The 12,825-nt window shown below is 61.5% G+C and carries 14 protein-coding genes and 3 pseudogenes; 11 read left to right on the top strand and 6 right to left on the bottom strand.

Annotation, left to right across the window (positions count from 1 at the left end):
- The first annotated feature begins 2 nt into the window (after positions 1 to 2).
- The 5 genes and pseudogenes from F7P65_RS13610 to F7P65_RS22635 all read left to right on the top strand — a co-directional run.
- On the top strand, positions 3 to 710 hold the full coding sequence (locus F7P65_RS13610; RefSeq protein WP_150292586.1) for a CoA transferase subunit A: 708 nt from the start codon (positions 3 to 5) through the stop codon (positions 708 to 710).
- Positions 710 to 1,354, top strand: a complete 645-nt coding sequence (locus F7P65_RS13615) for a 3-oxoacid CoA-transferase subunit B (protein ID WP_150292588.1) — start codon at positions 710 to 712, stop codon at positions 1,352 to 1,354. The genes F7P65_RS13610 and F7P65_RS13615 overlap by 1 nt, the downstream gene beginning before the upstream one ends.
- Positions 1,351 to 2,541, top strand: a complete 1,191-nt coding sequence (locus tag F7P65_RS13620) for an acyl-CoA dehydrogenase family protein (RefSeq protein WP_205452064.1) — start codon at positions 1,351 to 1,353, stop codon at positions 2,539 to 2,541. Before F7P65_RS13615 ends, F7P65_RS13620 begins: the two co-directional genes overlap by 4 nt.
- Positions 2,538 to 3,611: a phosphotransferase gene (locus tag F7P65_RS13625; RefSeq protein WP_150292590.1), complete on the top strand. Its 1,074-nt coding sequence runs from the start codon at positions 2,538 to 2,540 to the stop codon at positions 3,609 to 3,611. Before F7P65_RS13620 ends, F7P65_RS13625 begins: the two co-directional genes overlap by 4 nt.
- A 57-nt stretch (positions 3,612 to 3,668) precedes the next feature.
- A pseudogene (locus tag F7P65_RS22635) lies at positions 3,669 to 3,923 on the top strand (IS30 family transposase); the annotation flags it as partial.
- Between the two features lie 13 nt (positions 3,924 to 3,936).
- Here F7P65_RS22635 and F7P65_RS13635 read toward each other — a convergent pair.
- Positions 3,937 to 4,101: pseudogene (locus F7P65_RS13635) on the bottom strand (2'-5' RNA ligase family protein); the annotation flags it as partial.
- 138 nt (positions 4,102 to 4,239) lie between these two features.
- Here F7P65_RS13635 and F7P65_RS13640 point away from each other — a divergent pair.
- Positions 4,240 to 4,461: pseudogene (locus F7P65_RS13640) on the top strand (sugar transporter); the annotation flags it as partial.
- 579 nt (positions 4,462 to 5,040) lie between these two features.
- Positions 5,041 to 5,661: a DUF3597 family protein gene (locus F7P65_RS13645; RefSeq protein WP_150292592.1), complete on the top strand. Its 621-nt coding sequence runs from the start codon at positions 5,041 to 5,043 to the stop codon at positions 5,659 to 5,661.
- Between the two features lie 32 nt (positions 5,662 to 5,693).
- On the opposite strand, the gene F7P65_RS13650 is transcribed toward F7P65_RS13645, so the two are convergent.
- From F7P65_RS13650 to F7P65_RS13665, 4 genes are all read right to left on the bottom strand, one after another.
- Positions 5,694 to 6,068 carry a hypothetical protein gene (locus F7P65_RS13650; protein WP_150292594.1) on the bottom strand — a complete coding sequence of 125 codons (375 nt, stop codon included), beginning with the start codon at positions 6,066 to 6,068 and terminating at the stop codon, positions 5,694 to 5,696.
- Position 6,069: 1 nt separating this feature from the next.
- On the bottom strand, positions 6,070 to 6,459 hold the full coding sequence (locus F7P65_RS13655; RefSeq protein WP_150292596.1) for a four-helix bundle copper-binding protein: 390 nt from the start codon (positions 6,457 to 6,459) through the stop codon (positions 6,070 to 6,072).
- On the bottom strand, positions 6,459 to 6,755 hold the full coding sequence (locus tag F7P65_RS13660) for a plasmid stabilization protein (RefSeq protein WP_150292598.1): 297 nt from the start codon (positions 6,753 to 6,755) through the stop codon (positions 6,459 to 6,461). The genes F7P65_RS13655 and F7P65_RS13660 overlap by 1 nt, the downstream gene beginning before the upstream one ends.
- A gap of 208 nt (positions 6,756 to 6,963) precedes the next feature.
- Entirely contained in the window at positions 6,964 to 7,572 is a 609-nt protein-coding gene (locus F7P65_RS13665; RefSeq protein WP_150292600.1) for a flavodoxin family protein, read from the bottom strand.
- Between the two features lie 266 nt (positions 7,573 to 7,838).
- Here F7P65_RS13665 and F7P65_RS13670 point away from each other — a divergent pair, with 266 nt between their 5' ends.
- The 3 genes from F7P65_RS13670 (at position 7,839) to F7P65_RS22040 (ending at position 11,256) form a co-directional block, all read left to right on the top strand.
- Positions 7,839 to 8,567 (top strand): Crp/Fnr family transcriptional regulator, encoded by a 729-nt coding sequence (locus F7P65_RS13670; protein WP_150292602.1) that lies wholly within the window; start codon positions 7,839 to 7,841, stop codon positions 8,565 to 8,567.
- A gap of 229 nt (positions 8,568 to 8,796) precedes the next feature.
- Positions 8,797 to 11,004 (top strand): catalase, encoded by a 2,208-nt coding sequence (locus F7P65_RS13675; protein WP_150292604.1) that lies wholly within the window; start codon positions 8,797 to 8,799, stop codon positions 11,002 to 11,004.
- 18 nt (positions 11,005 to 11,022) lie between these two features.
- Positions 11,023 to 11,256: a hypothetical protein gene (locus tag F7P65_RS22040; protein WP_162854619.1), complete on the top strand. Its 234-nt coding sequence runs from the start codon at positions 11,023 to 11,025 to the stop codon at positions 11,254 to 11,256.
- Between the two features lie 236 nt (positions 11,257 to 11,492).
- Here F7P65_RS22040 and F7P65_RS22045 read toward each other — a convergent pair whose 3' ends face one another.
- Entirely contained in the window at positions 11,493 to 11,660 is a 168-nt protein-coding gene (locus F7P65_RS22045; RefSeq protein WP_162854620.1) for a hypothetical protein, read from the bottom strand.
- Positions 11,661 to 11,892: 232 nt separating this feature from the next.
- Here F7P65_RS22045 and F7P65_RS13685 point away from each other — a divergent pair, with 232 nt between their 5' ends.
- Complete coding sequence (locus F7P65_RS13685; RefSeq protein ID WP_205452067.1) at positions 11,893 to 12,825, top strand: ATP-dependent DNA ligase; 933 nt, start codon at positions 11,893 to 11,895, stop codon at positions 12,823 to 12,825.

Below are 12,825 nucleotides of genomic sequence, written 5' to 3' on the forward strand. Positions count from 1 at the left end.
TAATGGTACAGAAAATCCATCCAGATGCGCCGTCCGCGCTTGCCGGTCTGCTGTTCGACGGCATGACCATCGCGGCGGGCGGCTTCGGCCTTTGCGGCATTCCCGAAACGCTGATCCAGGCGCTGGTCGACAGCGGCACTACCGGCATCACCGCTGTTTCGAACAATGCCGGGGTCGATGATTTCGGCCTCGGCAAGCTGCTGCGCACGCGCCAAATTGCCAAGATGGTCAGCTCCTATGTCGGGGAGAATAAGGAGTTCGAGCGGCAATATCTGACCGGCGAGCTGGAGATTGAATTCTGTCCGCAGGGCACGCTGGCCGAACGAATGCGCGCGGGCGGAGCGGGCATCCCCGGCTTCTACACGCGTACCGGCGTCGGCACGCTGATCGCCGAGGGCAAGGAGACCAAGGTCTTCGACGGCGAGACCTTCGTGCTGGAACGCGGAATCGTCGCCGATCTGGCGATCGTCAAGGCGTGGAAGGGCGACCCCTACGGCAATCTCGTCTTCCGCAAATCGGCGCGCAACTTCAACCCGATGGCCGCGACCTGCGGTCGGGTAACGGTCGCTGAGGTGGAAGAGCTTGTCGCGCCGGGCGAGCTGGAGCCCGACCAGATTCATACGCCGGGCGTGTTCGTGCAGCGGCTGATCCTCGCGACGCATAACGAGAAACGCATCGAACAACGCACCATCCGCAAGGAGGCCCAGTAATGCCCTGGACGAGGGACGAAATGGCGGCGTTGGCCGCCGCCGAGTTGCAGGACGGCTTCTATGTCAATCTGGGCATCGGCATACCGACGCTGGTCGCCAACCATATCGCGCCCGGCATCGACGTGACCCTGCAGTCTGAAAACGGGATGCTCGGCCTCGGCCCCTTCCCGACCGAGGCCGAGGTGGACGCCGACATCATCAACGCGGGCAAGCAGACGATCACTGAACTCGACCGGACCAGCTATGTCTCCTCGGCAGACAGCTTCGGCATGATCCGCGGGGGCCATATCCAGCTGTCGGTGCTCGGCGCGATGGAGGTTGCCGAAAATGGTGATCTCGCCAACTGGATGGTGCCCGGCAAGATGGTGAAGGGTCCGGGCGGAGCAATGGATCTGGTCGCGGGCGTGCAGCGGATCATCGTGCTGATGGATCATGTCGACAAGCAGGGCGCGGCCAAGTTTCGCAGGGGCTGCACGCTGCCGCTGACGGGGGCCAATGTCGTCGACATGATCATCACCAATCTGGCCATTTTCGAACGTCCCGACCGGCAATCGGCCTTTCTGTTACGCCGCCTGGCGCCCGGCGTCACCGCGCAGGAGGTACGGGACCTGACTGAAGCAGAATATGAAGAGGCATTCGCATGAGCGGCATCGGCATGGACCGGGCGATGGAGATCGCCGATCGCGTCGAGGCGTTCGTCCGCGAAATCATTATCCCCTATGAACGCGACCCGCGCCGGGAAAGCCATGGGCCCAGCGATGTGCTCGTCCAGGAGATGCGCGCCAAAGCGCGCGAGGCGGGCGTGCTCACGCCCCATATCCTGGCCGATGGCAGCCATTTGTCGCAGCGGGAGACGGCGAAGGTACTGATCCGTTCCGGCCTGTCGCCGCTGGGGCCGCTCGCCTGCAACACGATGGCGCCCGACGAGGGCAATATGTATCTGCTCGGCAAGGTCGGCTCTCCCGAACTCAAGGCCCGCTTCTTGGAGCCGCTCGTCAGTGGCGCGGCGCGCTCGGCCTTCTTCATGACCGAACCGGCGGACGACGGCGGCGCCGGTTCCGATCCCTCGATGATGAAGACGGTCTGCCATCGCGACGGCGATCATTGGGTCATCAATGGCCGGAAGGCGTTCATCACCGGCGCGCGGGGCGCGCGGGTGGGCATCGTCATGGCGAAGTCGGAGGAAGAGGACAGCAAGGGCGGCGCCTGCCTGTTCCTCGTCGACCTGCCCGATCCCGCGATCCGCATCGAGCGTGTGCTGGACACGATCGACAGTTCGATGCCCGGCGGCCACTCGATCGTCACGATCGACAATCTGCGGGTTCCCGCCGACCAGATGCTGGGCAAGAGCGGCGAGGGCTTCACCTATGCGCAGGTGCGGCTGTCGCCAGCGCGGCTGTCGCACTGCATGCGCTGGCTGGGCGCGGCAATGCGTGCGCACGAGATCGCGACTGCCTATGCCTGCAAACGGCAGGCCTTCGGTAAGCTGCTGGTCGATCATGAGGGCGTGGGCTTCATGCTGGCCGAGAATCTCATCGACCTGAAGCAGTCCGAACTGATGATCGACTGGTGTGCCGATATACTCGACGGCGGGTCGCTGGGCACCGCCGAAAGCTCGATGGCGAAGGTGTCGGTGTCCGAGGCGCTGATGCGCGTTGCTGACCGCTGCGTGCAGATCATGGGAGGCACCGGGGTCAGCGGCGACACCATCGTCGAACAGGTGTTTCGCGAAATCCGCGCCTTCCGCATCTATGACGGCCCGACGGAAGTGCACAAATGGTCGCTCGCCAAGAAAGTGAAGCGCGATTTCCTGAAGGGCGGCGCGGCATGAGCAGCGCGGCGGACCAGAATGTCGGGACGACCCCGGTGCGTCCCGGCTATGGCTTTGACGAAGCCGCGCTGGCGCGGTGGATGGAGGTCAATGTCGCAGGCTTTTCCGGTCCGCTGGCGGTTGAGCAGTTCCGGGGCGGTCAGTCCAACCCGACATACAGGCTCGTCACGCCCGACAAATCCTATGTGCTGCGTCGCAAGCCCCCTGGGCAGTTGCTGAAGGGCGCGCATGCCGTGGAGCGTGAGGCCAGGGTGCTGACCGGCCTTGCCAGGGCGGATTTTCCCGTGGCCGCCGTTCATGGCCTGTGTACCGACGACAGCGTCATCGGCACCTGGTTCTATGTGATGGACATGGTCGAGGGCCGCATATTCTGGGATGCGACCGTCCCCGGCGTTTCCCCTGCCGAGCGTGCGGCGATCTTCGATGCCATGAACGCCACCATGGCCCAGTTGCACAGCGTGGACTATGAAGCGGTCGGCCTTGGCGACTATGGCCGGCCCGGCAATTATTTCGAGCGGCAGATCGGCCGCTGGTCGAAGCAATATCTGGAAGACATCGATGCTGGCCGCGATCCCTATATGGACCGCATGATCGAATGGCTTCCCGCCAACATCCCCGCCAACGACGATGCGACGACCATCACGCATGGCGATTTCCGCATCGACAACATGATCTTCGCACCCGATGCGCCGAAGGTGCTGGCGGTGCTTGACTGGGAATTGTCCACCCTCGGCCATCCGGGCGCGGACTTCGCCTATCATGCGATGATGTATCGGATGCCGCCGCACATCGTCGCCGGGCTGGGCGGGGCGGATGTCGCAGCGCTGGCTATACCCAGCGAGGCGGACTATGTCGCGGCCTATTGCGCGCGGACCGGCCGCGAGGAGATGCCCGGATATGACTTTTACGTCGCCTTCAATTTTTTCCGCCTCGCCGCCATCTTTCACGGCATCAAGGGGCGGGTCATCCGCGGCACGGCCTCGTCGGCACAGGCGAAGGAACGGGTAAAGATACTGCCCGAATTGACCGTATTGACCTGGCAACAGGCAAAGAAGGCTGGCGCGAAATAATCTGACTTGCCCACGATCCGTCGCCGCAGTGTGAACTTGCCGCCTTTAGTTTTGTGCTTTGCGTCTCTGCGGCAGAAACTCGCCATGATGAGCTATTTCTGCCTGCCTCTGCCCCCTGGCAGAAAAGGAGCGTGGAAAACAGCAACGGGCGGATACAACCGCCCCTGCCGTCCGAAACGGACATAGTGTTCAATCCGACAAGAAGGTCCAGGCGGTGGCCTATCGGTCAACCGGACACCTCGAAAATGCTTGGGCGACCGGACCCCACATGAGGTTCGGGGAGAGCAAATCGCCCTTCTCAATGCCGGATAAATTTTGCCATCAGGGGCGGAGCCCCTGCGCAAAGCCCCTTCAGCCGCCGCTTCACTTCCTCCAGAGCCGAAGGGGGCAGATGATGGAACAGCGTGATATGCGCCGGCACCAGATTGCGCGCAGGCGGGAAGTGCGCGTGACGAAGCCCTTCAGCCCAGCCGAAATCCGCCGGCCCCATCAGGGCCGTCACAATGATCGGCGCACCCGAAGCTTCACCCGCCAATCTCCGGCATCTCCTTTCGCAAAGTCCTGCAAGCTCCTATGATCCCTCGCAAGCGGTTCCAGCAGACCGGCCGCCAACAGAGTGGAAACCGCCATGACCGCACCGCGAGCCTTCCAGTTAATCGGAATCCTGTTGCTGCTCTGGAACCTGATGGGGATCGGCGCCTTCATCATGCAATATAGCGCCGACCTCAACCAATTGGCGAAGACCGATCCCTATGCCGCGAAGATTTTCGCCGCCATGCCCGCCTGGGCTTGGGTCGCCTATGCGGTCGCGGTCGGCGCAGGCAGGCTGGGCGCGATCCTGCTCCTGCTGCTGGACGTAAGGCAGGCGTATCCGACGAGGCCAATTCTATATGCCTCGCCCATACAATGACACCAACAATGAAGGGTCCATCGTACCGGTGATCCGAGCGGATATCTTCGATGAATGCATTGTTGCCAAGGTCGCATACCTCCAACTCATCGGCAACGGTGTGCCGCAGCCGGTCAAGATCGAGTGCAGCCATCACGGATAGTTGTGGTAATCTTTCTTCACGCGCGTTTTCAGACCCAGAGGGCGGCTCTTACCAACTCTGTGAGCGGCTGCGCTTCCATGCTTGATTGTGCGAAAGATGCGATCATTGCCTTGAGGTCGAAAACTGCGACCCGCAGATGTTGGAAGCGCAAGTATCGATGGTTGCGTCCCCCCGCAACCAAACTTCGGTCCAAAAAGACCAACAAAGTCTCAAAAGGATCTCGAAAAAACACCTGTTTTCAGGTGCTTATCTCATGTACCATGGTCTCCTATGGGATCAGGACCGCTCAGGTGGTTTACATGGGATTTGTTGGTCTTTTTGTTGGTCTTTGGGACAGGATTTCAGATCCCACGCACCGTTTTCAGGAGTCCTGACCGGTGCTGACCAACAGTCTCATTCAATCGATTCTACCCTCCGAACGCCCCGTCAAGAAAGCCGATGGCGGCGGCCTGCACATCTGCGTTCTGCCCAACGGCAAGGCCCAGTGGCGCCTCTCCTATCGCTTTGACTATAAGCAGAAGACGCTCAAGGGCGGCTATTTTCCGGACGTCAGTATCGACCGCGCCCGGGTCTGGCGCGAGGAGATGAAGGCGCTCCTCGCCGAGGGGAAAGACCCGGCCGCTCCATCCGCAAAGGCCGCTCCACCGCAACCAGCACCCACCCCCGCTGCGGCCCAAGCGCCGACGGCAGCACGGCCAGCCGCTTCGCCGACGCCGGCCGTTAATGCGCCGCTCCCGGGGAATGTTGATGTCGGCGCGGTGCTGGCCGAGATGGCGCAACTCAAGGATGGCGGCGGCAACTACAGGACCTCGATCGTTGACCTGCTCAAGCTGCTGGATCTGGACTCTAGTCTGGAAGCCCGCAAGGCGCTGGCCGACGAACTCGGCGTCCATGCCGGCGACAATGGATCAGCAGAGCAGAATATTGCTCTGCATAAGGCGGTGATGCAAAGACTGGAAGAAAATGGCGGGCTGGTCCCGGACGATTTGCGCAACTGATCTGACCTGTAGCACCAACCACTAAAGCTGCATCAGCTTAGTCGCGCCGGTATGAGCCGCACCGGCAGGGATTGATCCAGCAGTTCGAACCCGAGCCGCGCGATCACCTCATTGCTCTCGACCGGCTTACAGTCGCGCGCACGATCAAGCGACCAGCTAATGTGATAGGTGCTGCCATCGGGCCTATCGGTGGTGCCGTCGACCGCAACGACGAGCACCTGCAATCCCAAGCCATCGTCGACATGACCCACGATCTTGCCCACTGAAGCGGGGGGGAGCGGCGTGCGTTCAGTCGCACCGGCGTCGAGCGTCACATGATCGGCTATGACATCGGGCCACGCCGGCGGAAAAAGCTCCAGCAATCGCGTGCGGTCGGCGGGGTCGACCTTCCAGCCTGTGACGGCCATCTCAGTTGACCGTGGGAATGGCTGCCCGGCAGTCTCGCGCGCATTCCCGGCACATTTCGGCGCACAGCTTGCAATGCGCATGGTCATGACTTTCGCATTCCCCAGCGCACAGATCACAGACCCGTGCGCAGGTCTCAAGCATCAATCGCAATGCCTCGAAATTCTGGCCGGTGCGCCGAATGGCAAGCCGCCCGGTAGCGGCGCAGACATCGGCGCAGTCAAGGCAGGAACGGACGCACTGGCGCATGTCCATCGCCTCGGCGACGCAGGCATCGGCGCAGGAGGTGCACATCTCCGCGCAGAACATCGCGTGGCGCGCAGCGGTCGCGAGCATTTCGTTGAAGTCGTCACCCACATCCGGGTGAAGCGCGATCATCTTATGGATGGACATCAGGCATTCCCCTGCTTGCGACGGGTTTCCCAGCCCTTTTTGGCGGCCGCCGAACGCTTCTCGTTGCTCTGGCCAGAGCCGCCCTTGTGACCGCCTTTGCGTGAACTCTCGTGGCCTTCCTTCTTGCCGCGGCCCGAGCCGGATTTCTTGCCGCCGCCAGACTCCTTGTTCACCGTCGCCCAGGCGCGACGTTCGGCCTCTTCCTTGCCGACGCCGCGATCTTCATATCCTTCCTCAATATGTTCGGCCTTGCGCTTCTGCTTGTCGCTGTAGCGTGATTTGTCGCCGCGGGGCACGGTCCGTCTCCTTGTCGCTTTCCCCCATCCTGTCATCAACGCGCCACCGTGGTTTAGGCTTCGGCTCACTCGGGTCGGTTCGTCGCATATCCCCGACTTTCAGAAACTTCGCCGCATTGCCCTCGGCGCGTTCGGCGGGCGCCGAGGGCGACAAGATATCACAAGGCTCAACCCTTGCTTTTGGTCTTTCCAACGCCAAAATGTCGGCTCAACCGGGATAGGGTGTTGCCTGCAGCAGCCCGGCCAGATGGGCGGCATTGCCGGCAACCATCTTGGCGGTCTCCGTCACCTTGTCGGGGGTCTTCTTTAAATCCTTGAAGTCGATCGATCCCATTGCCTCGCCAACCCAGTAGCAGGCGGCGACTGCTGGAATGGTCCAACCCACATCATTCAGCGCCTGAAAAAGCTGAGCTGATGAAAAATGTGCGCCGTCCTCATTGCCGACAATGGCAGCCACCGCGACCTTGCCATAGCTGGGCATACGGCCCTGATCGTCGGTTTCCTCAAGAAAGGCATCCATCCGTTCGAGCACCCGCTTGGCGACGCTCGATATCTGCCCCATCCAGATCGGACCGCCAAAGATCAGGATATCGTGCGCGAGGATTTTCTCGCGCAGCGCGGGCCAAGCATCGCCGCTGCCTTCGTCAGAGGTGACGCCCGCCTTGATGTCGAGCGCTGCGACCCGGACGGTTTCGGTGATCGTTACCTCGCGTTGCGAAAATGCCTGTTCCAGCACTGCGATCATAGCGTCGGTCGAACTTGCCTCACCGGCGTTTGACTTGAGCGTGCAATTAAGGGCCAGGGCCTTGAGCGGCATCGATCATCTCCTTTGGCGTCGGCTGCCGCAGGCATGCGATCATCCGTTCACTGTGGGGAGAACTCATCGGCATGCAAAGGGTTCTATCCTCATGCCAGCGACTCAGAATTCAGGACGAAACGGCACGGCCCTCTCGGCGTCTCTAAAAAGCAAAGGTCAAGCCGCTAACCGCTGAAATCAAGATAACGCCCTTACGAGCCTGCCGGGCACTTCGCATTATGGAACCATTGCATTAATCAGGTCGCGGGCTGATCCGGGAGACAAAGTTGCTGCATAATCCATTGCTGAAAAAGCTGGCGTCGGTGGATCATCTGACCGAAACCGAAGAGCAGGCTGCCATGGCCCTTTGTCATGATGTTCGAGCTATTCCGCGCCGTAAGGATATCGTCTCCGAGGGCACAAGCCCGGATCGGATTCACATCATTCTGGAGGGATGGGCTGCCCGCTACAATGTGCTTCCGGACGGCTCGCGTCGCATCACGGCCTTTCTCCTTCCCGGCGACTTTTGCGAGATTCACGCCACCGTTTTAAAGAAAATGGATCACAGCATCATCGCACTAACCGACTGCCAGGTTGCCTTCGTTTCGCCGGAGCAGATCAATAGCATCGCTGGCTCGACCCCATCACTCGCCCGCGCATTTTGGCGGAGCACGCTTATAGATGAGGCGATTCTACGGCGCTGGCTAGTCAAGGGCGGGCGTAGCGACGCATTTGAGGCCGTCGGCCACCTGCTCGGCGAACTTTATGTGCGCGCCCGCTTGGTCGGCCTGACCTCGGATCATTCGCTCGAAATGCCACTGACGCAGGAAGAAATTGGTGATGCCACGGGTCTGACACCGGTTCATGTGAATCGCGTCCTTAAACGTCTAAGGGAATTCGAGCTCGCAACGATAAAAGGTGGCACGCTTCGCATCAACAACATCGAAGCACTGCGCCAGGAAAGTGGCTTCAACCCCGATTATCTGCACCTTTCGGTATACGATAGCCGCCCCTGAGATCGCCATATCAGGTCAATAGCTGAACCGAATCGTGCAGTCTCGAGCTCGCAAGGGTAGGTCGGGGCTTCAAGCTACCAGCGCCCGATAGAAGCGATGTGAAAAGGATTATGCGGCCGGCGCAACTTACCGCCGCATGAGGGGTTTGGATGGACCTAGGTCGCGACGATGCGGCTCGCTCTGGCATCGCCGGCGACGCTGCCTGTCGCGTTTCTTTCCAGGAGCAGACATGGCCAAAAAACCCGCAGCCGGCAAGAAATCGAAAGCCCCCGCTGATCTGGCGCCGGACACTCCGCTTTCCGGCGAGACGCCTCGCAAGGCATCGCCCGTTCCAGCCCACGCGCTGATCGCCAATTCCTATGTGGAGGCGCAGGGGAGCGGCGGGGAAACCCATCAGACAGCTGTCGAGGGCGCGCCGGTTATGACCACCCAGCAGGGAATTCCGGTTGCCGACGACCAGAACAGCCTGAAACAGGGCGCGCGCGGCCCGACACTGGTCGAGGATTTCCACTTCCGCGAGAAGTTGTTCCATTTCGACCATGAACGCATTCCAGAGCGCGTTGTCCATGCCCGTGGCTATGGCGCTCACGGCTACTTCGAATTGACGGACAGCCTTGCCGACATTACCCGCGCCGACATTTTCCAGCGTGTGGGTGAACGCACGCCGGCATTCGTCCGCTTCTCGACCGTGGCCGGGTCGAAGGGGTCGTTCGATCTCGCCCGTGATGTCCGCGGCTTTGCGGTCAAGCTCTACACGAAGGAAGGCAATTGGGATCTGGTTGGCAACAATATTCCGGTTTTCTTCATCCAGGATGCGATGAAGTTCCCGGACCTTATCCACGCCGCCAAACCCGAACCCGACCGCATGTTTCCCCAGGCGCAGACAGCGCATGACAATTTCTGGGATTTCATCAGCCTGACTCCGGAAAGCATGCACATGGTCATGTGGACCATGTCGGATCGCGCCATTCCTCGCTCGTTCCGAACGATGGAAGGATTTGGTGTGCACAGCTTCCGTTTCGTGACGGCCGATGGCAAATCCACCTTCGTCAAATTCCACTGGAAACCCAAGCAGGCCCTCCAATCGGTGGTCTGGAACGAGGCGGTCAAGATCAATGGCGCGGACCCGGACTTCCATCGTCGCGACCTTTGGGATGCGATCAATGGCGGCGATTTTCCCGAATGGGAACTGGGCGTGCAACTGTTCGACGAGGCATTCGCGGACAGTTTCGAATTTGACGTGCTGGACGCGACCAAGTTCATTCCCGAAGAACTCGTTCCCGTCCGGCGGGTGGGTCGGCTGGTCCTGGACCGCGTCGTCGACAATTTCTTCGCGGAGACCGAGCAGGTCGCCTTCTGCACACAGAATGTCCCGCCCGGCATAGATTTCACGAACGATCCGCTGCTCCAGGGCCGCAACTTCTCCTATCTCGATACCCAGCTCAAACGTCTTGGCGGGCCCAATTTTACGCATATTCCCATCAACGCGCCCAAATGCCCCTTCGCGCACTTCCAGCAAGACGGGCATATGGCGATGACCAATCCGCGCGGGCGGGTGAATTACGAGCCCAATAGCTGGGGTCCGACCCTCGGCGGCCCGCGCGAGGATCCCGAGCGCGGCTTTAGCAGTTTCGCGGCGAGTGAGGACGGCCCCAAGCTCCGCATTCGCCCCGAGAGCTTTGCCGACCATTACAGTCAGGCGCGGCAATTCTATGTCAGCCAATTGCCCATTGAGCAGAAACATATCGCCGATGCGCTGGTGTTCGAACTCAGCAAGGTTGAAAGGCCCGACATCCGGACCAGACTTGTTTCGCACCTCCTGAACATTGATAAGACCATGGCGGGTAAGGTCGCCGAGGGCCTGGGCCTTCCAGAACTGCCGGCGCCCGCGCAGGCGGCACGCCCGACAAACACTGACCTTGCGCCATCGGATGCCTTGTCGATCGTCAAGAATGGGCCGCCGACTTTCAAGGGCAGAAAGCTCGGCATTCTGATGAGTGACGGCGCGGACGCGGCGCTGTTCAACGCCCTGCTCAAGGCGATCAACAATGTGGGCGCCTTCTATGAGGTGATCGCGCCAAGGATCGGTGGCGTGACGCTGTCAAACGGCGTGAAGGTCGCGGCGAAGCAGAAGATCGATGGCGGCCCGTCGGTTCTCTTCGACGCGGTGGCCGTTCTTGTATCCGAACAGGGTGGCCCGCTTCTGGCGGCTGACGCCGCGGCACAGGACTTCGTGCGAGACGCCTTTGGCCATTGCAAATATATCGGCTTCACCCAGGAGGCGAAGCCGATCTTCGTCAAAGGCGGGATCGCCGAAAATCTCGACGAAGCATGCGTGGCGCTCGCGACCGCGAAGGATACGACGGCGTTCGTCGAGGCGATCGCCGCGCTGCGCTTCTGGCCGCGCGAACTCAAGGTGGATATGGACGCGGGATAGGCGCAGAAAAAGGCCGCCTTGAGGGGCGGCCTTCCTTCGCAATTTCAGAGTGTCACCTCTGTTGGTCGCCCTGATTGTCGCGCCGTTCTGCTGACCACCACCTTGCTGGCGGCGCTGTTCGTCCTCCTGGTTCTGCTGACCGGGATTACGTCCCCGCTCATCGGGGTTCCCGTCCTGCTGGCCGCTGCCGCCACCCTGCTGATTTTGCTGGCCGGGGTTCATGCTCTGACCGCCTTGCTGACCGGGATTTGATTGATTTTGGTTCTGGTCTGCCATTTTCGGCTATCCTCAAGCGCCGGGATGGCGCGAACTGAAAAACTCGTGAGAGAACGGCGCCGTTCCGAAGAATCGTGCTGATCGAGATTAGCGACAGCTGACGCTGCGCGGGCGCTGCCTGCCCATCCAATTGGGGCGGCAAGGCTCACGGCTGGCTGGGCCGCCCGAGTTTCCAGGGCGGCCTTTGCATTGTCGTGGCATGTGTCAATGGGTCAGTCTGGACGGGAGTCGGCGCGATCGCGTTCGGGATAATCCTCCGGCTTGACCTTGCCCACGGCGGGTCGGTCCTCCACGTCCTCCTGCGGCTGTCCGCCGCGCGTCCGGGGGTCGGGATCATCCTGGTTGGGACGGACATCGCCCGCAGGGCTCCGGCGGGGCATTTCCCTGTCCTGCCCCGCGGCTGGATCAAGACCGTTTTCATTTCCTGCCATCATTGCTCTCCAAACATGTCCCTGGGTGTTTAAGCGGGAACGGGTCGGAGGGGACGGCGGTTCCGGATCGGGTGACGATTGCGGAGACAGAAAACATCATGATGCAGACCCTTCCCTTGCCGATGGAAGCCCGCTCCGTCACCGAACTGCCTGCGCCGCCGGGCTGGCAATATGAGCCCAAATGGGACGGCTTTCGCGCCCTTGTCGGTCGGGAAGGCAAAAGAGCGGATATCGATCCAAGTCCGGCAAGTCGCTGGCCCGCTTCTTTCCTGAAATCGTCGAGGCGCTGCTTGGCACGCGCGAAGATCGCTTCGTGCTGGATGGTGAGTTGATCCTGCCGGTCGGCGAGACCCTGTCATTCGATGCCCTGCAGCAGCGGCTGCACCCCGCCGCGAGCCGGATCGAACGGCTGTCGCGCGAGACGCCGGCGCAGCTGATGCTGTTCGACTGCCTGCACCTTGGCAACGAAGCCATTGCTGATGAGCCGCTCAAGGAACGGCGGGCGGCGTTGGAACTCTTCCACGCCGCGAACGGGAACGCGACCCTGCTGCTGTCGCCAGCGAGCCAGAGAATCGAAGATGCGCGGTGCTGGCTCGAACGGAGCGGCGGCGCCCTGGATGGGATCATCGCCAAGCCGCTCGATCTACCCTATCGGTCCGGCGAGCGAGCGATGCTGAAGCAGAAGAACGTCCGTAGCGCAGACTGCGTGATCGGCGGCTTTCGTCGGATGACGGACGGCAAGGGCGCCGCCTCGCTGCTGCTGGGCCTTTATGACGAGGGGGGCATGCTCCACTATGTCGGCTTCAGCTCCAGCTTCAAGGCGAGTGAACGAACCGCGCTGCTCGCCAGGCTGGAGCAGCATCTCGGAGGTCCCGGCTTTACCGGGAAGGCACCGGGAGGCCCCAGCCGCTGGAACAAGGGCGAGGAGACGCCCTGGGAGCCGCTGCGGCCTGATCTGGTGGTCGAGGTCGCCTATGATCAGGTGACGGGCGGCCGCTTCCGCCACGGCACGCGCTTGCTTCGCTGGAGGCCGGACAAAGCGCCCCGCCAATGCACATGCGATCAGCTCCATGCCGAGCTGCGCCCCGCGGAGCTGGCGCAACTGATGCGCTGA

This window comes from Sphingobium estronivorans, assembly GCF_008692605.1.
Lineage (GTDB): Bacteria > Pseudomonadota > Alphaproteobacteria > Sphingomonadales > Sphingomonadaceae > Sphingobium > Sphingobium estronivorans.